Source organism: Microcoleus sp. PH2017_35_SFW_U_B (genome assembly GCF_020737865.1).
GTDB lineage: Bacteria > Cyanobacteriota > Cyanobacteriia > Cyanobacteriales > Microcoleaceae > Microcoleus.
Window position 1 is genome coordinate 1 of record NZ_JAEQDE010000034.1, and the last position, 19563, is coordinate 19563.

Here is a 19563-nt window from a genome sequence, read left to right on the forward strand (position 1 = left end):
ATACAGGTGAACCCTAATTAAATGTTTTGTAGTTACTCAATAATTCTTGTCCAATATACCATATTCTGTTAATATAAAGTTTAGATGCGTTCGCCCTGAACTCACTCCAGATGAAGTTACAGAACTAGACGCGATCGGAGAGTTAGATCGAATTTTTACCTATATCAACGCTATGCTTGCTGCCCAAAATGCCAATCAGTGATGTAGCCAAACAAGCCATACGCAAAAGAGCCAGCTATTTGTGTGAATACTGTCATTCGCCAGAACGTCTGAGCGCAAATCGGTTCACATTTGATCACATTATCCCAAAATCTCTGGGTGGGCCTGACGAAATAGATAATCTTGCACTTGCCTGTCGTCGTTGTAATGAAAGACGGTATAACTTTGTGGCTGGAGTCGATCCAGAAACCCAGGAAATTGTCCCTATTTTCAATCCTCGTCAGCAGAAGTGGGAGGAACATTTTGTTTGGCTAGACAACGGAGTTGTGATTCAAGGGATTACACCCATCGGTCGAGCAACCTGCATCCGCCTTGATTTAAACGATACACGCTATCCAGATGATGATTCTATCCGAGCAACCAGACGATTTTGGATTCAAACGGGGTTGCATCCTCCAGCAAGCGATCTATCCTAGATTTTGAAGACCCGCACCCACGATCGCTTCTCGAAAATCACCAGAACCACCGCCGTTTGGCTGACCAACTTAACTCGCACACGGTTCCCTTCGGTACATTTTGATAGCGCCGAAACGTTCCACCTAATTGTTTAGCTAAATTGTTTGCCAATTGCGTTCCTAATCCTGAAGATTGAATGTTAGTGTTTGAATCTTGAATTGTCGCTTCTATTTCAGACAGTTTCCCATTGCCATTATCTACCACCCGAATTACTTGCCGATCGCCTTCTTGAGTGCAAATTACTGTCAACCGAGTGGTTTCAATCGCGTGTTTGCCGACATTGCAAAGCGCTTCTTCGAGAAAGCGGCAGAGTCCTCGTTTGTGTTCCAACCGCAGATGCGATGTGTTCAAAGGATCGAACTGCACTATTTTGAATTTGATCGTTTGGAGGTAGGGCAGTTCTTGTTCGAGGGTGTTGGAATAGACCTTGTATAGCAATTCATGCAACGGGGCTTGCAGGGCTAATTCGATCGCACTTCCCATTCGCAAATGCGGTTCATCGGCGATCGCATCTCGCTGCACCGATCCGTAAACTTCCCGTAATTCTTGATTCAGGCGTTGCAAATCCGTTAAAAATGATGGGGGTGGATCTTGCTCCTGAGCAGTTCTCAAAATCACTACCAATGTTTGTAAAGGCCCGCTATGAATCGCATTAAAAGTTTGCTCGATCGCAAATTGACGTTCTTCCAACCGCAGTCGCAATTCCTGCTGGTGACGATAGAAAAGTGCCGCCGCCCGGCCAGCCCCATTTAGCACCAAAATCAGGAACACAGGTACGATCGGCATCCACCACCCCATCAAAATTAATCCGTAACAAATCGCGATCGAGCTAATACTGGCGATTAAGAGCCCCAACAAAATTTTCCACGGCGATCGCAGAAATCGCCCCAAACTCATCCCCAAGAGTCCCCAGACCCCAATCCAGAGAGTTTCCCAGTCATCTCCCCAAACCTGAATCAACGGTCTGCGATCGAGCACCGCGCTAATAATCTGGCTGGTTTCGTGGGCTTGCATTTCCACTCCGTAAATCCGTCCGGGATTGATACCTGCGATCGCACCTGAACTTGCCAAATCCTTTGCACTAAAAGACATCATCCCAATCAGCACAATCTTGCCTCGAATCCAGTTTGGATCTACTTTTCCCGCCTTGATTTGTGCTAGAGAAATGACTCGAAAAGGTGCCAAACCGCTGCGAACATTCAGCAAAATCTGATTACCGCCTGCATCCGCCCCCACATATCCGCCAGAATTGGGCCGCATTCTGGTCAATTCAATATTGCCAAATCGCATCGCCTCTCGATCGCGAATTCCATTACCTGCCTTAATTCCTCGGTTTGCTAAATAGCGCTCAGCCAGACGGATTGCGAAGGAAAAACGGTATTCTTGGCGATCGTTGTAAGTGCCCAATAAACTGCGGCGCTGATAGCCATCCCCATCGAGGACGAAATCTGCAAAGCCAATTTGTTCCGATCGCAGTGCGGGTGGAGGTGCGACGATAAAGCCATTGCGATCGGGCAAAGCAATCTCCACTCCGATCGCATTCTTGCTGTTACGAAACACCGATGCTAGTTCAGCGTGGCCCGGTTCAACCGGAATATCGCGGACAATATCCAGCCCGATCGCGATCGGTTCATAAGTCTGCAATCGTTTGAGTAAATCGGCAATTTCGCGATCGGGAATCGGATAAGTTTTGGCGCGTTGAATATCTTCCTCAGTGATAGCGACGATCGCAATCCTTTCATCCATTGGCTCAGGAGGACGTAGCCGCAGAAATCGATCGAACGTCACCAACTCCAAAAACTGAAGCGCACCGGTCAATCGAGCGATCGTCACAGCGACAATCACCATCAACCCTGGAAGCGATCCTCGCCCCCAAGTCGCGAGTTCTGCTTTCACTGCTTGCCATCGATCGGGCTTCACTAATAGACCTCTACAATAATTATTGTGGAACAGGCATCTTGCCTGTTCGAGACTGGCTTTTTTGGAGAGGTCTAATCAATCAGTCCTTCTTCCCGAGCTCGAACTTCCGTTTGAATCCGCAGATTTTTGTCATCTTCGGGATAAACTTCTAGCACATCTCGAATCTTAGTCCAGTAGTATTGCACAGTGCGTTCGGAAACATTCATGCGTTTGGCGATCGCAATATCCTGCAAGCTCTCTTGAAAAGCAAATTGTAACACCTGCATCCAGGCGGGTTTGAGTTGCAGCCCATTGCGAATCTCTCTAGGTGTATAAATCCGCTCGTGCAGCGCCCAATCTACCATTGCCAGCAAGTCTTTCATCGGCTGACTCTTATCAACAACCGTGAATCCGCCCATGTGATTGTCGATCGACGGTTTCAGCCAAACCAATGTGCGAACATGGGCGCTTTGCACCACAATATTCAAACTCGGATAATGCTCCATCAGCGTTTTCAGGAGTTGAAGCCCTGAATTAGCCTGAGCAGTTTCGCCGATCGCCTCTGGCATCACCAAATCCACAATCACCAGATCCGGGACGATCTGCGCTACTTGCTGAAGGGCTTCCTGAGCCGTTGGAGCCGTCAGAATATCTGCCTGTGGATACTCCTGCCTTAAAATATTAAGCGTGCCGTCTAACACCATCGCATGGTCATCCACGACTAAAAAAGTTCGTTTGTCCGATCGAGGTAAAGTCTGGGGCATAGTTGATTCGTTGCCGCACAACATCATCATTGGATTTTAGATTTTAGATTTTAGATTTTAGATTTGTGACAAGCGTTGAAACTAGGGGATTCAAACTGCTGAAATTCTCATTCAAAATTTGTACTGAGTGAGGTCGAAGTATCCCAAATCCCAAATCGTCTCGGTCATCTTCTTACCATAGAGTAATTACCGGGCATCCGTCCTGCATCTGTCCGCCAAATGTGGTTGTGGAAGTCAGCAACCAGAATTGCACTAAAGCGCAGTTCTGTTGATTATGTTCCAAAATCTGCACTTCATCGAAATTATTCATCTCTCTCCTCTGCGCTCTCTGCGCTCTCTGTGGTTAAATCATTCCCATACCACAATGATATTACGTACAGATAACTCGATCGGAGATTTGATTATATTTCCATCGTAATTCTCCCATAATTCTTGTGGAACAGGCCAGAGAGCCTGTTCCTAAAAGCGCTTAAAACAATTCCCTTATTTCAACATCAAAGCAACTTCCTTGGCAAAATAAGTCAAAATCAAATCGGCACCAGCCCGTTTGATACTCGTCAAAGTCTCCAAAATAATCCGTTTTTCATCAATCCAACCCAACTTTCCAGCAGCTTTGATCATTGCATATTCGCCGCTGACATTATAAGCAGCTACGGGTAAATTAGTTGCTTGGCGCACTTGGCAGATAATATCGAGATAAGCCAAAGCAGGTTTTACCATCACAATATCTGCACCTTCTGCGATATCCAAAGCAACTTCTTTCAGCGCTTCTTTAGCATTAGCAGCATCCATTTGATAAGTCTTTTTGTCTCCAAATTTGGGGGCAGAATCGAGGGCATCCCGAAACGGGCCATAATAAGCAGAGGCATATTTTGCGGAATAAGCCAAAATTGCTGTATCGATGTATCCTGCGGCATCTAAGGCTTTGCGAATTGCACCAATTCTGCCGTCCATCATGTCGGAAGGTGCGACCATATCTGCACCAGCGGCGGCTTGAGAAACTGCCATTTTTACTAACACTTCAACAGTCGGATCGTTGAGAATTTTACCGCTTTCATCAACTAAACCATCGTGTCCGTGTGATGTGAAAGGGTCGAGGGCTACGTCGGTAATTACTACTATTTCGGGGATGTTTTGTTTAATGGCTTTGACTGTTTGTTGAACCAATCCTTCTGGATTATAGCTTTCAGTTCCGGTGTCGTCTTTTTTGGTTTCTGAGATTACTGGGAAAAGGGCGATCGCACATATCCCCAAATTCCAACATTCGGCGATTTCTGTTAGCAATAAATCCAGGGAAAAGCGATAACAACCAGGCATCGAAGCAATCTCAACTTTTTGCCCTTCTCCTTCCATCACAAACATCGGATAGATGAGATCGTCAACTGTCAGATGATTTTCCCGTACCATGCGACGCAAACCGGGGGTGCGACGCAGGCGGCGGGGACGAATGGCGATCGGGGAGGGATTTTGATTATTCTCGGTGGGAAGGGCGGACTCGACGTTATTTGCGGATGACATAGGAACTGGAGTTTATAGAGAATGATAATCATTATTATCGCAGTTCCGTCACCCAAATCTATATTTATTAGGAATTACCCAGCAATTTGAGCTAATGAAACCCTAGCCCTAGACTTAATTAAAGCTGGCACAATGCGCGAACTTGCCATCCTTGCACCGGAAAGATTTCGACCAACCGGCCCTACTTGCAAAGCGGCTAAACCACCCATAATAAATAACTCGCATCCTGGCCAACGCAAATACTCGTCCAAAACAGGCAATCCTTTAACTATTTTAGTTGGATAAGCTTCTAAAATTTCTGTCAGCAATGGTTCGGCTGTTACATCTAATTTTGTTCCTGTTGCTAACCAAATTCTATCAACGAATAGCTGATTTCCATCCTGACAGTAAACAGTCCATTGATTGTCATCCCATTTAACCTCAATAATTTGACATTCTGGGTGAAATTCAAGACACGAATCCCGCGAAATTCGACGCAATTGTGTCATAATTTCAGGAGTCATAGAGCCGCCGTTGCGAGCTTGTTGAATCATCTCCCACCGCTTCTCCCAGTCTGGTTCATTTTCAAAACCTTTGAGATATTTGGGCCCTAACCAACCCGGTTCGGCATCAAATAATTTTTCTTGTAACTTTCGTCTTGACATTAATATTACTTGGGCACCGCGCCCGATCGCACCTACTGCCAAATGTCCGCTAGTTAAACCGCCCCCAACGATTAAAATCCTTTCTCCCTGCAACTTTAATCCCTGCAAATTAACTTGATGGGAATGGCAAAGTTTGTCTGGTGGATAGGGCGTTTGAATTTGATTTGTCCACTCCGGTAGTTGGGGTTTACCGCCGCCTGTGGCGATCGCCACACGACGCGCAATCGCACTTTCTCCATCCTCAAACCAAAGCCGAAAACTCCGTTGTAACGGTTCAATCCGAGTTATTTTTGCCTTGATGACGCGATCGCCCAATTCCCATCTCTTAACCACATCGCCACAAAATTCCTTAAACAGCCGACTTCCTGGCAAATCGTAGGGCGCAAACAACTCGTTAGGGCGAGATTCGGCAAACCGTCGCAACTCAAAAGCATTGGGATCGGGATGGTGCACCGCAGGCGATCGCAAGTGTGGAATTTCCAAAGCCGCAAACTGCCTCTCCCACTGAGTTAGCCAGCCACCACTGGGGTCAAAAACCCAAAATTTGTCCCGCTTCTTCTGGCATTTTTGCAGCAAATGAGTAACCAGGGTTAAAGCGTGAGGCCCCGCCCCGACTACCGCTAAATCGATTTGCGATCGCGTAACACTGGTGATTTCCATTTCAGTTTAGATAAGATTTTTTACCGCAGAGGGCGCAGAGGGCGCAGAGGGAGGAAAGGAAAAGAGAGAAATATGGTAATCTAATATGACTCTCTTTTCTTTGTTCAGCCTGCAAATACGGAAGTTTTCGCAGACAATTCTAGCTAGTGAAAACTTGATTTGTGTGCGATTAAACTCATAAATTCTTGACGAGTTCTGGAATCTTCAGCAAACACGCCACGCATTGCTGAAGTCGCAGTCCAAGAACCTGGTTTTTGCACGCCACGCATTACCATACACATATGAGTTGCTTCAATTACAACTGCTACACCTTGAGGTTTTAGCAATCCTTGAAGTGCATCAGCAATTTGTGCAGTCAAGCGTTCTTGTACTTGCAATCTGCGGCCGTACATTTCACAAATTCGAGCGATTTTTGACAGTCCAATTACTTTGCCGTTGGGAATGTAAGCAACGTGTGCTTTGCCAATAATTGGCAGAATATGATGTTCGCAGGAACTGAAAATATCAATGTCCCGCACTAATACCATTTCGTTAGCATTCTCTGTGAACACCGCTCCGTTGAGCAGTTCGTCGAGAGATTGACGATAACCTCCAGTTAGAAACTGCAAGGCTTTGACAACTCGTTTCGGTGTATCTCGTAACCCTTCACGGTCTGGGTCTTCTCCCAATCCTAGCAGCAATGTACGCACTGCTTGTCTCATTTCTTCATCTGAGACAGGGGGTTGAGATTGAGTAGGAATTGATGACACTACACCATTTGGAGAAGTCAGTTCTGGGCGAGTAGATAAAGTCATGCTTGCAGTTTGTGAGAATGTTTAACAGTCGGTATGGACTTTTGGTTGCTACCTGATTATAACAAGATTTACAAAATGTAATATTAAAATATTGAGATTTTTTTGGATGAGTTTTATCGATATAAATGTAAAATTTGCCGTTAGTATTTACACGATTTGTGAACAGCAAAAATTGCAACCACTAACGGCGAAATTAAATAGATATCTCCCCAAAAAATTGTCTTGAACAGGCATCCTGCCTGTTCCACACTAAATATTGTCGATACCTAATGTAAAATGTGTCGGCTAGAATCCTGGACGTGATACTTAGATTGATGAAATCTTAAACTAAGCAACTGTTAAGTTGTTCTCGAATTTGAGCAGTATCTAAGTTGCGGCCGATGACTACGAGTTGATTTTTGGGTGGAGTCAACCATTCGTAAGCGTTTAATTCATAGCGCGCGCCGCTAAGTTGAAAAATGTGTCTCATCGGACTGTCTTCAAACCAGAGAATGCCTTTTGCTCGAAATACATCTAAGGGCATTTCTTCGGTGAGAAATTCTTGGAACTTGTGGAGATAAAAAGGTCGATCGCTCTCAAATGATAGCGAAACAAATCCGTCATTGTCTAAGTGATTGGAGTGATGTCTGTGATGGTGATGTTCGTGATGATGTTCGTGATGATGATCCTGTTCGTGATGGTGTTCGTGATGCTCGTGTTTTTCCTCTGCTTCAACACTATCAAAAAGATCGGCTTGTGTTAAACCTACACCCAAAATTAAGGGTAAAGGAACTTCACCGTGTTGAGAGTGGAGAATTCTCGCTCCTTCCTTAACTGTGCGAATGTAAGCTTCTAACTCTTCTACTTTTGCTTGAGGAGCTAAATCAGTTTTGTTCATCAGCACAATATCTGCAAATGCCACTTGTTTTAAAGCTGCTTCGCTGTCAAAATGTTCGGGAGTGAATGTTTCGCTATCGACTACGGTGAGTACAGAATCTAAACTGGTTAAATCCCGCAATTCAGTGCCTAAAAATGTCAATATGATCGGTAGAGGATCGGCAACTCCGGTGGTTTCAATCACCATGCAGTCGATGGGTTCTTCCCGTTCTAAAACTCGGTAGACGGCATCGACTAAGCCTTCGTTGATGGTACAACAAATACAGCCGTTGCTCAATTCTACCATGTCATCTTCGGTAGAAATTAAAAGCTGCGAATCGATGTTGATATCGCCAAATTCGTTAACTAAAACTGCTACTTTTAAATCTTGGCGGTTTTTGAGTATTTGATTGAGTAAAGTGGTTTTTCCACTGCCGAGAAATCCGGTAATTATAGTTACGGGCATTCCTCTTTTGGGAAAATCGGAAATTAAATCTGGGGTTTGTACAGTGAGATTAGTCATTGTCCCTCATCTATTAATTGTAGAAGCCCTGCTGTTAATTGGGAAAGGCACTGCGCTTCCCAAGGCAATTGTCGTTAGCGCAGTCCTCGAAGAGGATCGCACTTGATAGCTGAAATCCAGGCGATACGGGCGATCGCACTAGACTAAGTATGATAATCATTCTCATGATATCTAAAATGTGCTGTAAGCGCAAGCCCTAGAATTATTGCTCAGCTAGCTGATGACTCTTGAACACTTGACTGTCATCTCTTTTCCAGATTAATCCCATGTTACAAACGGGAATTTAAAACAATGTATTGAGGGCGAGTGCGATCGATAATTCCCTCCTGCTCCAGCCGACACATCAGGCGCGTGACGGTAATCCGCGTAATTCCCATCGCCTCAGAAATCTCCTGGTGAGTCAATCTCAGATCGATTAAGATTCCTTGTGCTACTTCCCGACCAAATTTTTTTGCCAACCAAGCTAATAGTTGCACCAATCTATCCCGCAGATATTCGCTACGCACAATGCAGAAAAATTCTTGAGTTTGCTGAAAGTGTCTGAAAATTTCATCTAAGGATTGATAGCACAAATTTTGAGGAATGTAACTCACTTCTACATGAGTTTTGCACTCAATTTGATAAGGTTCAATGCCTGACAGCGAGTGACCGAGTACGTCTCCAACTCCCCAATATCCGAGGGTTATTGGTGTTCCCTGTTCGCTCCAGGTCATGGTTCGGACGGCTCCCCGTTCAATTCGCAGTAAGCCGTTAAAGGGCATGGGTACTAACTGACGGCAGGTGAAAGTCTGCTGTCTGAGATTAGAGTACAAGGCTGGAGTGTAGGTTGAAAGAGTCATAGGATTTAGGTTTAGCGCGATCGCTACTTTGGATACTATTACAGTCTAAGTTAATTGATAATCTATATCAACTAGCTGGAAATTCCAATTCCGGAGTCAAGAAGGTTGAAACCCTTTGCGGGTGCTGTAAGAGACGTTTCGGAACTTGACTGTATCGGTATCTGGGTCGTACAGGGTATAAGTTGCTCGATCGGCGATCCGCCCGACATTCCCAACTCCGATCGCCCTTCGTGCAGTTGCAGACACGGTTCCAGGAGGCTCCTGGGAGTCCAAAGTCATTACCCAGTTATTGAGAATAGTTGGCTGTAATTGATACTCAAATGCTAAGCCCGATCGCCCGCAAAACAAATTATTAGCATCAGCACGGATTACGCGATCGAGCATCACAGGCGGCGGAGTCTCCGGGGTAAGCTCATCAGACGCGCTAACGGTACTCCCATGAATCAACAAACAATCCAATTCATGAAAACCAAAATTCAAAGAGCGCAACCACTCTACAGTTTTTCGGCTGACAGAATCCCAGAGCAACTTAATCGTCTCAGCACCGTATTTTTGTTGCAATTCTGTCGCATCAGGGCTAGAACCTATTCCATATAAGTTAAAACACTGTTCTTCCCACCACCCGATACAGATTTGAGGTGCGATTTCTCCTCGTTTGGGCGATCGAACTCGCTGCACTAATTTTTCGCAATCGGGATTCGGGCCGACTAAATCGCCTAAAATATACAATTCGTCAACATTCCCTTCGATTCCTGTTAATATTGCCCAGTTTTTCATTGTTTATTGTTGTTGATACTAAAGGTTTTTTTCGGAGATTGTTTTGAACGAACCGCGAAGGCGCAAAGGACGCGAAGTAAGATAAAGGAAAAAGTTCTGAATCTCTCCTTTACTCTTAGTCCGCGTCGGCGGACTTCGTTTTTGTAGTAGCGGTTTCAACCGCCGATTCATATCGTTTCTGGTTGCATTGGAATGATTGAATTGTCAATTGTCAACTGTCAACTGTCAACTGTTTATCTATCTCTCACAAACATGAGTCGGATCGTCAGCTCTTTCGGCATATTCCAAACCTCTAGCCAAACGCCAAGCAAAAATCGGCGGCAAACCTTTTTCAATAATTGCAGCGCAAGTAGTTTGATAGTCATATTCCACTTCTCGCAATATCACCTGTTGCGCGTCAACATCATAAATCACATAGGTAGCATTCGGTCTACCGTGGCGCGGTTCTCCTACAGAACCAACATTCACAATCCGCTTTAAAGGAGCAGTAAAACTCAAATCTTTGTCTCCTTCAATGCTTGGCCCGCTGACTCTAACCTGCATATTTCCAGCATCTAAAGTACGGACATATGGTACATGAGTGTGACCGCAAAACAGCACATCAGCACCCGCAGAAAATACCCGCTCTAAGGCAGAAAAAGCATCCATTGTCGGCAGTAAATATTCATGATTGCTGTGAGGGCTACCGTGAACAAAACACATATTGTCTTCTCGCAGACTGTGTGGCAAAGTGGCTAAATATTCTCGCGTTTCTGGGAAGATTTGATTGTTAGTCCATTCGTGAGCTAATTTGCCTCTTTTTTCGGCTAAAACTGAGGGATAGCTACATTCGCAGGAGTTCAAACCTTCGACAATATCTTCATCCCAACAGCCGACGCAAGTGGGAATGTCGAGCGATCGAATCATTTCTACTACGGCGTGGGGATTGGGCCCGTAGCCGACTAAATCTCCGAGACAAAAGATTTTATCGGCTTGTTGTTCGTCAATGTCTGATAAAACTGCATTTAAGGCTTCATAGTTGCCGTGAATGCAGGACATAACTGCTATTTTCATTCTGCTTCTTCTCCTAATGAAAGTGATTCTTTGACTTGTTGTTGGTAATTCAACATAATTGTTTCGGAGAGACAGCAATCTTCTAGAGTTTGTCCTAATGCTGTTTCATCAAGATTTTCGCCGACTATTTCTATGCCGCTAAATCTTTGGGGGCGGCCTTCTAGCCAGCGGGGAAGTGGCAATTCTTCGTGGGCAGTTTCTTGGAATTTCGCGGCGAAGTCGAAGTAGAAAGATCGCCCGTCGGCTATGTCAAAGATGCCTTTGGCTCGGTGGATTTTGCCGTAGGCTCCTTGGGTCATTTCTTCGTACCAAAACAGATCGAGGCTGGCTGGATCGAGGACTTGTCCGCTGGCGGGGCTGCGCCAAATTGATAGTTTTTCCGGTTCGCCGCTAACGGCTATGCCCTCTACAATTACATCCGCCCATTGATGCCATTCGGTGTTTTTGATGTCTGGTGGTACGACAGCGAATCGGCGACTGGGGAAGCTTTGAAGCAGGTTTTCTATTGATGTTAATTGTAGGTAAAATCCCAGTTCAATGTAAGCTGAAACGCCGTTGTTTAGGTGTTTCGCGAACTCGGATTCTTGGCCGTCTGTCAGGATGGTGATTTGGGGGAATTCGGCGACGATGCAGGTTTGGTCGATCGGCACATTGCCGGTTCCGGGACACCAATACAGTACGGGTGCTGTCTCGACGGCTATCTGCTGTCGAATCCAGGTTGTTTTGCCACTTCCGGGCGGGCCCGCTACGGCGGTGATTGTAGGTTGACTCATAATACAATGATAATCGTTCTCAGTCAAATTAGCTCTTAGATATTTAGATTTAATTTGGCGATCGTACCCGATGCCCCTCCATAAGAGAGGTAGAGCCTCCGAACATCGGTTCCAATAATCCGATTTCCCGCGTGCCTGCCCTACACTAGATCTCTTGCAAAAATCGTTTTAATCAAATTTTGGAACGGGCAAGATGCCCATTCCACAGAAAAAAAAATTGTGGAACGGGCATCTTGCCCGTTCCTAGCTATTTTGCAAGAGGTCTACTATAATCGGGGCATCACTCCAGGAAGAAAGAAGACTTTATGCCAGCAGAAGGTTCGTATCAAGCCAGTACGTACAATCTGGAACTTGACGCAGAAATCCAGCGATTAAAAGCTCAAGTTGTGCTCAGTTGGGAAAAAGAAGCACGCACCTTAAAGTGGTTCGGTTTAGCCGACGGGATGAATGTTTTAGAAGCGGGTAGCGGGCCGGGATTTTTTACCGAACAACTTTTAAAATTACTGCCAAACAGTTTGTTAACAGCCGTAGAAATCGACCCGGTATTGCACGAGAAAGCTCTAGGATATTTGCAGGACAAAGGAGGCGATCGCGTGAATCGCATTCAAGCATCGATCGCAGATACTGGTTTAGAGGATAATACATTTGATTTTGCGATCGCCCGTTTGCTATTTGTTCACCTCCCAGATCCCGTCGCAGCAGCCAGAGAAATCTTCCGCATCTTAAAACCGAGTGGTAAACTGGTGATTATCGATAGCGATGCGGATCTATTTTGGCTGACAAATCCACCTTGGTCAGTCGAGATTGTCCGGGAGAAATTCAAACAGGTGATGGCCTCTCGGGGCGGTAATTTATGCGTAGGGCGAAACCTGTGCCGCATTCTGAAAGAAGCTAAGTTTGGTAACGTCGATTTAGAAGCCGTTGTCAGCCACAGCGATATCATCGGCATTCAAGCCTTTGAACCTTTGCTGGACTCCGGGCCGATTTTACAAATGGTCAAACAAGGGCTGATTTCCGAGTCGGAAATAGAGAGTTATCTAATTTACCGGGATGAGTTTGCCGCTGCGGGCGATCGATCGATCGATGATGAGTTTTTGGTTGATGGCTTGCGGGAAAAAACTCAATAGATATCTCCCATAATTGTTGTGGAACAGGCATCCTGCCTGTTCTTGAAGCTCTTTTTGCCAAATGTCTAATAGAAATATCGAATAACTCTCAAGTCGGGGGCGGGTTTATGAGATTGTCGATTATTGGCAATTATTGTTGGTGAACCCTTCTATTTTCTTCTTCTTTCTTTCTTCGTGTCCTTCGCGTCTTCGCGGTTCGTTTCTAACACAAATACCCAACCCAATTCGGCAAAACCTCCAGCGAACCATACCACCTCCCCGGAGAGCGAGGCGAATGCCAAACACCCTCCAGCACCAAATTTTCGGCCCCATCCAAAAGAGCAGCTTCAATCGGCGTAATTCCATCGCCCCAAGTTTCGCCCTTCCCCACAGTCAACTCGTAACTTTTATAGGCCAGCCAAGTTCCAAAACTAGGCTTACCAAAAACAGATTTCCCAGCAACGCAGACGTAACGCACCTGCGGGTGGAAAGCACCGGGATAATGAATTTTGACAAAATCTAGATTTTTGCGCGTCCAGCGCTCTTGAGAGACGTGTGGCGTGCCTAAACTAATTAAAGTGTTGACCCAAGGGTGAGCTTCCCACAAACCCGCATCCGACCGCACGTCGCCGTGAATTGTATAAGGCTTTTCGCCTAAATAAATCCGAGAAATCCAGCCGCCTGCGGAATGACCGATGAGATTTACTTGAGAGACGCCGTATTGCTGTAACATTTGTTTGACCGTGCGATCGAGCTTCCGCAAAATTGGCACCATCGATCGCCCGCCAAAAGTCGGCAACCAATCTGCCTTGCCCAGTGGTACTGTTACAGTTGGGAAACCGCGATCGACCAAAGATTTTTCTAATTCCCGATAGTCTGAAGCAGCAGCAAAATATCCTGGCAAAATCACGGTAGGTAATGGCATTATCAATTTTAGATTTTAGACTTTAGATTTTTCGGCCGGGGTGCTAGGATCTATTTTTCAACTTCAAAGACGCTTGCCGAAGCATCCTTTGGATGGCTAACATCTCTTGCTCGTTAAACTTTTTGCTTGGGGAATATCTACTTCTATGGCTCGCGAGCCGATTCCAACATTGTATTTTACCCTAGTTGTCGTTCACTTAGAAGACCGTTTTCTACTGGTACAAGAGCGCAAGTACGAGCAGCAGTGGTATCTGCCAGCAGGGCGAGTAGAAAAAGGCGAGACTTTGCTTGAAGCTGCTCAGCGCAATACTGTCCAGGAAGCGGGCATTCCTGTGATCGTGGAGGGAATTCTCAGGGTAGAGCATACGGTGATGCCTAGGGGCAACGTGCGCCTGAGGGTGATTTTTGTGGCTCGTCCTGAAGATAAGACGCCACCCAAGAGCAAGCCGGACGAGTTTACTTTGTGTGCTGGTTGGTATTCTCTCAAAGAGTTAGACCAGTTGTCGCTGCGCGGAGAGGAAGTTCGGGAAATGTTTCAATATATGGCAAGCGGCGCTCCAATTTATCCGATCGACTTGCTGAGCGTTGAGGGAGCTCCTTTTAAAACTTACCGCTATCGGTGGTAAAAAGAAGGAAGAAGGAAGAGGGAAGAGGGAAGAGGAAAAAAGACTTATGCAGTCAGCTTTTTAGTCATCCGTCCAAATTCCTTTCTGTAACCGAATTGGAAACAGGGGTCGATCGCAGCGGCCGATCGTGTTTAATCGATTAATGCAGTTTGCCAGCCGGGAAATGACGGTATTGCAGCGGTCTTTTTTGTGAGAAGGCACTAGCGATCGGGCAATTTCCAGGGCGATCGTGCTATGCTTGTACCTTTAAATTGCAAATTTTTTAGTTTTGACCCGCTCCCCATAAAAAAATATCGGTAACAAATAACCAATAACCAATAACCAATTCTCGATCGTCATGACTGACTCATCCTCCCTAGCCAACGCCCTTTCCGAACCGCTGCGCCAGCCTTTTTGGTGGGCAGCCCTAGCTTCTGTGGGCCTTCACGGAGTGCTCGGAGTAAGCGCCCCGACAATCTCAAACATCATCTATGGTGGTGGCAATTCCTCAAAAAACATCCCCGGTTCCGTCGGATTCGTACAACTAACTCCCGCAGAAGCCGGCCGCCTGCCACAAACCATACCACCGCGATCGTCCAATAAGCCGTTTTCGATCGCACCAGTTCCCGTTCCCACCTCGCCCAAGTTAGCTCCCCCTTTGCCCCCTCCACCGGTTAACTTGCCCGCCCTGCCACCGGGAATGCCACCTCCTGGATTCTTTGCGCCTCTCGATCCCCCTCTCCCGCCATTAACTGCCCCAGCCGCCCCGCAGTCACAAACTTCAGTTCCAACGGTCAAACCCCCCTCTCTCAAAACACCAACTTTCGTCCCCCAAGGGCCTCCCAGCGGTTTGATTTTCCCGCCATTACCCGGTAATTTCGATCGTAATATCCCCCCACCGCCACCAGGAGTAACAGGATTACCCCAGCTTCCTGGCGGCACCTCCGAAGATGAGGCAGAGACTCTCAAAAGGGTTATAGCCAGTAGAGGCGGACTCCCGCTATTCCCAGACGGAGCTCCAGTCTTTACCCCGGAATTCCCCATTGGTGGGAGGAATTCAGGGCCCGATGGAGTACCGAAATTGACTCAAAAAGATCCCAATAAACGGAATCTCATCGCAGAAACTCCCGAAGAAAGAATCAGGAGGCAACAATTTGACCAGGGACAGCAACAGCTAGAACAGCAGGGAGTTCCCGGTTCAAACTTACCCAAGGACAGAGAGACATTGCTGGCTGCTGCTAATACCTATGTTGCTTTGTTTAATGACTTCAAAAGAGCTTACCCCGACTTGGAAATGACGGGGCCGACTCCTGTGACTGTCGCTTATCCCAAAGAAGCTTGCTCGCAAAAACTCGAAGGAACGGCAGTTTTCGGAGCAGTTGTCAGCCCTCAAGGTTTGCTCAAGGCAGAGCCTAAGCCGATCGTCCCCACAGGTTACGGTATTCTCGATACTGTGGCTAAAACAGCGATTATTAACCCTAATCTGACATTTCAAGCAGCCAGCACCCACAAGCTTTACCAGTTGGCTGTCGCGTTTAAATACGACGAAAAAGTTTGCAGTGGCATTCCTGTCACCCCATCCACAACCCCAACCAGGCCCACAGGCCCGCAGCCGCTAGCGCCAGCCCCGACAGCACCCAAGCCGACAGGCGAACAGTCACCAGCCCCTGCGGAAGTGAAACCGCAGTTTGAGAAGCCTCCGGCGCCCTCTAACAAACCGCAACCAGGGGCCCAACAGTCGCCACAGCCCTCACCAAAACCCGCAACCAAACCGTCGCCCTCACCTCAACCGAAACCAGCCCCCGAACAATCTCCTTCTCCCCAACCGAAACCAGCCCCCGAACAGTCCCCGCAGCCAGAAGCTGCACCTTCTCCCGCCGCTGAAGTGTCCCCCTCCCCAGAAGCTGCGCCTTCTCCCGCCGCTGAAGTGTCTCCCTCGCCAGAAGCTGCGCCTTCTCCGGAATCTACGCCTTCTCCCGCCGCCGAAGTTGCGCCTTCTCCTGCGCCTTCTCCTGCTACGGCCAATTAATTGTTAATTGGGTGGGAATTGGTATTTGGTAATTGGCGATCAGTCAGTAGGGTGCGTCAGTTGCAATATTTGTTGCCTAGCAAACCAATTTATATTTGCTGGCGCACTCTACATTTTTAACTGGATCTGACCTAAAAAAATCCCACCCAATTACCAATTCCCCATGCCCCATGCCCCATGCCCTGGGAAGGCCAATCCCTCCGCTTCACCCAATTCCCCATGCCCCATGCCCCATGCCCCATGCCCTCTCAATTGTATTGGACTTTATACATTTGGAATAAGTCGCCGTTTTGTTTTTTTACTACTTTAGCGCCTGCCACTTTAATCATTTTTTCCCAGTCTTCTATTGTCTCTAAGAATACTTCGCCTGCTCGATAAGTTTCCAGAATTGCCCAATCTTCTGCTAGAGGTGCATTGGGATTGAGGACATCAAACACAAAATGACCGCCTGGTTTTAATACTCGCTTCACTTCTGCCATGACAATAGCCCAATAATCTATGGGAAAATAGCAACTAAAGCCTGTGGCGATGCACAAGTCAAATTGATCCTCTTCGTAATTTAAGCGATGGGCGGGAGCCAATTCTACGCCTTTAAATAGCTTGGAATTAAGTTGAGGGCCGCGAGCGTTTAAGGCATCTCGGGCGGCGCTGCTGATTTCTTGACCGTAAAAAAGGGCTTCCCAATCCCGCCAAGGATAGATCAGAAAGCTGACTCCGCAGCCAATATCTAAACAGCGCTGATTTTTTTGGGGTTTGGCAAGTTTCCAGAAGGGAGAAACTGTTTTTTGTTGCAGTGTTCCGGCGACTGATTCGAGGAAAATCGGCATTGCTTCGACTTCTTCGGGTAAGGCGAATGCTTCTCCTCGATATTCGCGATCGAACCGAGATGCAACCTGCGATAGTAAAGCTTGCCAGCTATCTGATTTGTCTTTGGCAAACCAAGTCTGCTCTTGACCTGCTGCTGGGCGTTCCGACTTTTTAGACATTCTTTAATTACCAAGAAATTGGGTCTAAAGCCCCGTCCTTCTAGGACGGCTTTAATTTTTTAATTATTGCACTATTCCATTTCTATCTACCATCTTAGCCCTAGATAAGCTATTATAGAGATATGCTAAACATGACCTACGAGTACAAACTAGAACCCACTTCATCCCAATCTCAGACCTTTGACCACTGGTTAGAAGTCTGTCGCAAGGTGTGGAATTATGCTCTTAGAGAGCGGAAAGACTGGTACAACTCAAGGTCATGTGCAATCAACGCCTGTAGCCTAAAATCCGAATACATTATTCCCGTTGATAGCCCTAGACCAAACTTTGCCGTGCAGTGCAAATCTTTGACCACCGCTAGACAAAGTAATTCAGAGCTAAAAACTGTCCACTCCCAAGTATTGCAGCAAGTTCTCAAGCAATTAGAGAAAGCCTTTACTTCTATGTGGGAATCAGGTTTTGGCTTTCCGAGGTTTAAGAAGAAAGGCAGAATCAGAAGTTTCCTGTTCCCTACTCCTAATCAAACCGTAGTAATCGGGAATAGGATTAACCTACCCAGTATTGGCTTAGTTAAGTTCAGAGATTCTAGACCTATCCCTGATGGTTTTGTAGTCAAGCAAATCAGAATAGTTAAAAGAGCCTCTGGATACTTTGCCATGTTAGCTTTAGCTCTAGATGTAAGTATCCCTACTACCATGCCTCATGGCTATGCCCTAGGAATCGATCTAGGTTTAGAGAAATTTCTCGCTACCTCCGATAATGAACTAGTTGCCAGACCTAAATTCTTTGTGGATGCTCAACGCAAGCTGAAATCGCTGCAAAAAGTAGTCAGTCGCAAAAGAATCGGGTCAAAAAACTGGCAAAAAGCTCAAAAAAAAGTAGCAAGATACCATCAACATATCAGTGACAGTAGGAAGGATTTCCATTTCAAAACCGCCCATCATCTCTGTAATCAAGCAGGAATGATATTTGCTGAAGATTTGAATGTCAAAGCAATGGCAAAAGGGATGCTCTGCAAGCACACTCTAGATGCGGGATTTGGACAATTTCTATCTATTCTGGAATATGTTTGTTTCAAGAAAGATGTATTTTTATTAAAGGTAGATAAAAATGGTACATCTCAAACCTGCCCTCAGTGCCAGACTCATACAGGAAAGAAGCCTTTGAGCTTAAGAATTCATCAATGTCCTGAGTGTGGATATGAAGCAGATAGAGATGTAGCAGCAGCGCAGGTAGTAGTCCAGCGTGGGCTTGCAGCGGTAGGGCATACCGTCAAGATGCTTTCAGAGGGTAAAGCTACTAGGCTCCCTGTGATGAAAGAATCCCCGTCTCTTTAGAGCGGAGAGTGTCAACTTCTAGAGCCTTTGAGTGCTTTTGTAAAGTTTTGACGGTAAGGCTTATTAAAAATTAACGCGGGCCACAGCAGCGACAGTTTCAGCTTATTTGCAAAACTTCTGTCGAAATTAGTGCGATCGAAACCATTCCAAAATTTCCAAATACCGCCGCCGTAAGCGACTAGCAACACTAATCCAATTAACGGTTCCATTAAATAACCCCCTAAGCGAGTGATTGGATTTTTCGTCAGCGAGCCTGTATCGCTATTCTTAATCTATCATTTTTCAACTGCTCTGGTGCAGAGATACGCCCTTGTAATTCTACCTTCAGCTAGAGACTTGAAAATCCCCGATCGCCACAGACTGAAAAATATAGCAGAAGGAAGAAGGAAGAAGGAAGAAGGAAGAAGGAAGAAGGAAGAAGGAAGAGGGAGGAAGGAAGAGGGAGGAAGGAAAAAACAAGAAGCAATATTCAGCAAGGGTTTCAGCAATTAAGAACAGTCCAGTCGTCGGCTGCGGTTGCTATAAAAGCCAAGCAGATACCTTTCAGGGTGCAAGATGCAAGAAACGACTTCTGGCAAAAGTCGATGATTCTGAGGATTTACGCAACATTCCCTACAAATTGGAGTTCTATCGCGCCCTTTCTCAGCTTCCACCCAAAAGTTGAAATCGGTGGCTGTTGGGCGACGGCTTCTCCTTCCTGGATTTCTGAGACGTGGGATAACTCAAAGATAATTAACACTGATAGTTAGTACCCCACAGGTTACAGCAGGCAAGCTTTTTCTAGCGGACAATAACGGTAGAG

Annotated in this window: 21 protein-coding genes; 6 read left to right on the forward strand and 15 right to left on the reverse strand. The window is 46.2% G+C overall.

Features of this window, described 5'->3' with window-relative positions; translation table 11 throughout:
* Positions 1-188 precede the first annotated feature (188 nt).
* Positions 189-635, forward strand: coding sequence for an HNH endonuclease (locus JGK36_RS08685; RefSeq protein WP_293183517.1), 447 nt, complete (start codon positions 189-191; stop codon positions 633-635).
* Positions 636-672: 37 nt separating this feature from the next.
* On the opposite strand, the gene JGK36_RS08690 is transcribed toward JGK36_RS08685, so the two are convergent.
* From JGK36_RS08690 to JGK36_RS08740, 11 genes are all read right to left on the reverse strand, one after another.
* Positions 673-2595 carry a CHASE2 domain-containing protein gene (locus JGK36_RS08690; protein WP_293196514.1) on the reverse strand — a complete coding sequence of 641 codons (1923 nt, stop codon included), beginning with the start codon at positions 2593-2595 and terminating at the stop codon, positions 673-675.
* 71 nt (positions 2596-2666) lie between these two features.
* The gene (locus JGK36_RS08695) at positions 2667-3338 is read right to left on the reverse strand and encodes a response regulator transcription factor (RefSeq protein WP_293196512.1); all 672 of its coding nucleotides are present in this window, start codon (positions 3336-3338) and stop codon (positions 2667-2669) included.
* A 172-nt stretch (positions 3339-3510) separates the two neighbouring features.
* Entirely contained in the window at positions 3511-3648 is a 138-nt protein-coding gene (locus JGK36_RS08700; protein WP_293183511.1) for a hypothetical protein, read from the reverse strand.
* 173 nt (positions 3649-3821) lie between these two features.
* Positions 3822-4856: a porphobilinogen synthase gene (gene hemB, locus JGK36_RS08705; protein WP_293196510.1), complete on the reverse strand. Its 1035-nt coding sequence runs from the start codon at positions 4854-4856 to the stop codon at positions 3822-3824.
* 74 nt (positions 4857-4930) lie between these two features.
* The gene (locus JGK36_RS08710; protein WP_293196508.1) at positions 4931-6160 is read right to left on the reverse strand and encodes an FAD/NAD(P)-binding protein; all 1230 of its coding nucleotides are present in this window, start codon (positions 6158-6160) and stop codon (positions 4931-4933) included.
* Between the two features lie 143 nt (positions 6161-6303).
* Positions 6304-6954, reverse strand: a complete 651-nt coding sequence (gene folE, locus JGK36_RS08715) for a GTP cyclohydrolase I FolE (protein ID WP_293153275.1) — start codon at positions 6952-6954, stop codon at positions 6304-6306.
* A gap of 322 nt (positions 6955-7276) precedes the next feature.
* Positions 7277-8332 carry a GTP-binding protein gene (locus JGK36_RS08720; RefSeq protein WP_293196506.1) on the reverse strand — a complete coding sequence of 352 codons (1056 nt, stop codon included), beginning with the start codon at positions 8330-8332 and terminating at the stop codon, positions 7277-7279.
* Between the two features lie 269 nt (positions 8333-8601).
* Positions 8602-9171, reverse strand: coding sequence for a Crp/Fnr family transcriptional regulator (locus JGK36_RS08725; RefSeq protein ID WP_293183503.1), 570 nt, complete (start codon positions 9169-9171; stop codon positions 8602-8604).
* Between the two features lie 96 nt (positions 9172-9267).
* Complete coding sequence (locus JGK36_RS08730; RefSeq protein WP_293200889.1) at positions 9268-9948, reverse strand: metallophosphatase; 681 nt, start codon at positions 9946-9948, stop codon at positions 9268-9270.
* Positions 9949-10185: 237 nt separating this feature from the next.
* Positions 10186-11001 (reverse strand): metallophosphoesterase family protein, encoded by an 816-nt coding sequence (locus tag JGK36_RS08735; RefSeq protein ID WP_293196502.1) that lies wholly within the window; start codon positions 10999-11001, stop codon positions 10186-10188.
* The gene (locus tag JGK36_RS08740) at positions 10998-11774 is read right to left on the reverse strand and encodes a GTP-binding protein (RefSeq protein ID WP_293183497.1); all 777 of its coding nucleotides are present in this window, start codon (positions 11772-11774) and stop codon (positions 10998-11000) included. Before JGK36_RS08740 ends, JGK36_RS08735 begins: the two co-directional genes overlap by 4 nt.
* Positions 11775-12079: 305 nt before the next feature.
* On the opposite strand from JGK36_RS08740, the gene JGK36_RS08745 reads away from it, so the two are divergent.
* Positions 12080-12901, forward strand: a complete 822-nt coding sequence (locus JGK36_RS08745) for a class I SAM-dependent methyltransferase (protein ID WP_293196500.1) — start codon at positions 12080-12082, stop codon at positions 12899-12901.
* A 202-nt stretch (positions 12902-13103) separates the two neighbouring features.
* Here JGK36_RS08745 and JGK36_RS08750 read toward each other — a convergent pair whose 3' ends face one another.
* The gene (locus JGK36_RS08750; RefSeq protein ID WP_293183493.1) at positions 13104-13805 is read right to left on the reverse strand and encodes an alpha/beta hydrolase; all 702 of its coding nucleotides are present in this window, start codon (positions 13803-13805) and stop codon (positions 13104-13106) included.
* A gap of 145 nt (positions 13806-13950) precedes the next feature.
* Between JGK36_RS08750 and JGK36_RS08755 the strand changes: the two genes are divergently transcribed.
* Positions 13951-14430: an NUDIX domain-containing protein gene (locus tag JGK36_RS08755; protein ID WP_293149848.1), complete on the forward strand. Its 480-nt coding sequence runs from the start codon at positions 13951-13953 to the stop codon at positions 14428-14430.
* 337 nt (positions 14431-14767) lie between these two features.
* Positions 14768-16438 (forward strand): hypothetical protein, encoded by a 1671-nt coding sequence (locus JGK36_RS08760; protein ID WP_293183491.1) that lies wholly within the window; start codon positions 14768-14770, stop codon positions 16436-16438.
* A gap of 248 nt (positions 16439-16686) precedes the next feature.
* Here JGK36_RS08760 and JGK36_RS08765 read toward each other — a convergent pair whose 3' ends face one another.
* Positions 16687-17424, reverse strand: coding sequence for a class I SAM-dependent methyltransferase (locus tag JGK36_RS08765; protein WP_293183489.1), 738 nt, complete (start codon positions 17422-17424; stop codon positions 16687-16689).
* A gap of 122 nt (positions 17425-17546) precedes the next feature.
* Between JGK36_RS08765 and JGK36_RS08770 the strand changes: the two genes are divergently transcribed.
* The gene (locus JGK36_RS08770; protein ID WP_293183487.1) at positions 17547-18761 is read left to right on the forward strand and encodes a transposase; all 1215 of its coding nucleotides are present in this window, start codon (positions 17547-17549) and stop codon (positions 18759-18761) included.
* Between the two features lie 11 nt (positions 18762-18772).
* On the opposite strand, the gene JGK36_RS08775 is transcribed toward JGK36_RS08770, so the two are convergent.
* Entirely contained in the window at positions 18773-18970 is a 198-nt protein-coding gene (locus JGK36_RS08775) for a hypothetical protein (protein WP_293149854.1), read from the reverse strand.
* Positions 18971-18989: 19 nt separating this feature from the next.
* Here JGK36_RS08775 and JGK36_RS08780 point away from each other — a divergent pair, with 19 nt between their 5' ends.
* A complete protein-coding gene (locus JGK36_RS08780; RefSeq protein WP_293183485.1) occupies positions 18990-19253 on the forward strand; it encodes a hypothetical protein in 264 nt (87 codons plus the stop codon).
* Positions 19254-19359: 106 nt separating this feature from the next.
* On the opposite strand, the gene JGK36_RS08785 is transcribed toward JGK36_RS08780, so the two are convergent.
* Positions 19360-19500: a hypothetical protein gene (locus tag JGK36_RS08785; protein ID WP_293183483.1), complete on the reverse strand. Its 141-nt coding sequence runs from the start codon at positions 19498-19500 to the stop codon at positions 19360-19362.
* Positions 19501-19563: the final 63 nt, after the last annotated feature.

Excerpts from the sequence above, each read along its gene's own strand:
- JGK36_RS08755 (WP_293149848.1), top strand. The coding sequence starts at position 13,951 with ATGGCTCGCGAGCCGATTCCAACATTGTATTTTACCCTAGTTGTCGTT.
- JGK36_RS08710 (WP_293196508.1), bottom strand. The coding sequence starts at position 6,160 with ATGGAAATCACCAGTGTTACGCGATCGCAAATCGATTTAGCGGTAGTC.
- JGK36_RS08735 (WP_293196502.1), bottom strand. The coding sequence starts at position 11,001 with ATGAAAATAGCAGTTATGTCCTGCATTCACGGCAACTATGAAGCCTTA.
- JGK36_RS08750 (WP_293183493.1), bottom strand. The coding sequence starts at position 13,805 with ATGCCATTACCTACCGTGATTTTGCCAGGATATTTTGCTGCTGCTTCA.
- JGK36_RS08730 (WP_293200889.1), bottom strand. The coding sequence starts at position 9,948 with ATGAAAAACTGGGCAATATTAACAGGAATCGAAGGGAATGTTGACGAA.
- JGK36_RS08720 (WP_293196506.1), bottom strand. The coding sequence starts at position 8,332 with ATGACTAATCTCACTGTACAAACCCCAGATTTAATTTCCGATTTTCCC.
- JGK36_RS08685 (WP_293183517.1), top strand. The coding sequence starts at position 189 with ATGCCAATCAGTGATGTAGCCAAACAAGCCATACGCAAAAGAGCCAGC.
- JGK36_RS08745 (WP_293196500.1), top strand. The coding sequence starts at position 12,080 with ATGCCAGCAGAAGGTTCGTATCAAGCCAGTACGTACAATCTGGAACTT.
- JGK36_RS08775 (WP_293149854.1), bottom strand. The coding sequence starts at position 18,970 with ATGGAACCGTTAATTGGATTAGTGTTGCTAGTCGCTTACGGCGGCGGT.
- JGK36_RS08695 (WP_293196512.1), bottom strand. The coding sequence starts at position 3,338 with ATGCCCCAGACTTTACCTCGATCGGACAAACGAACTTTTTTAGTCGTG.
- hemB (WP_293196510.1), bottom strand. The coding sequence starts at position 4,856 with ATGTCATCCGCAAATAACGTCGAGTCCGCCCTTCCCACCGAGAATAAT.
- JGK36_RS08765 (WP_293183489.1), bottom strand. The coding sequence starts at position 17,424 with ATGTCTAAAAAGTCGGAACGCCCAGCAGCAGGTCAAGAGCAGACTTGG.
- JGK36_RS08725 (WP_293183503.1), bottom strand. The coding sequence starts at position 9,171 with ATGACTCTTTCAACCTACACTCCAGCCTTGTACTCTAATCTCAGACAG.
- JGK36_RS08740 (WP_293183497.1), bottom strand. The coding sequence starts at position 11,774 with ATGAGTCAACCTACAATCACCGCCGTAGCGGGCCCGCCCGGAAGTGGC.
- JGK36_RS08760 (WP_293183491.1), top strand. The coding sequence starts at position 14,768 with ATGACTGACTCATCCTCCCTAGCCAACGCCCTTTCCGAACCGCTGCGC.
- JGK36_RS08770 (WP_293183487.1), top strand. The coding sequence starts at position 17,547 with ATGCTAAACATGACCTACGAGTACAAACTAGAACCCACTTCATCCCAA.
- folE (WP_293153275.1), bottom strand. The coding sequence starts at position 6,954 with ATGACTTTATCTACTCGCCCAGAACTGACTTCTCCAAATGGTGTAGTG.
- JGK36_RS08700 (WP_293183511.1), bottom strand. The coding sequence starts at position 3,648 with ATGAATAATTTCGATGAAGTGCAGATTTTGGAACATAATCAACAGAAC.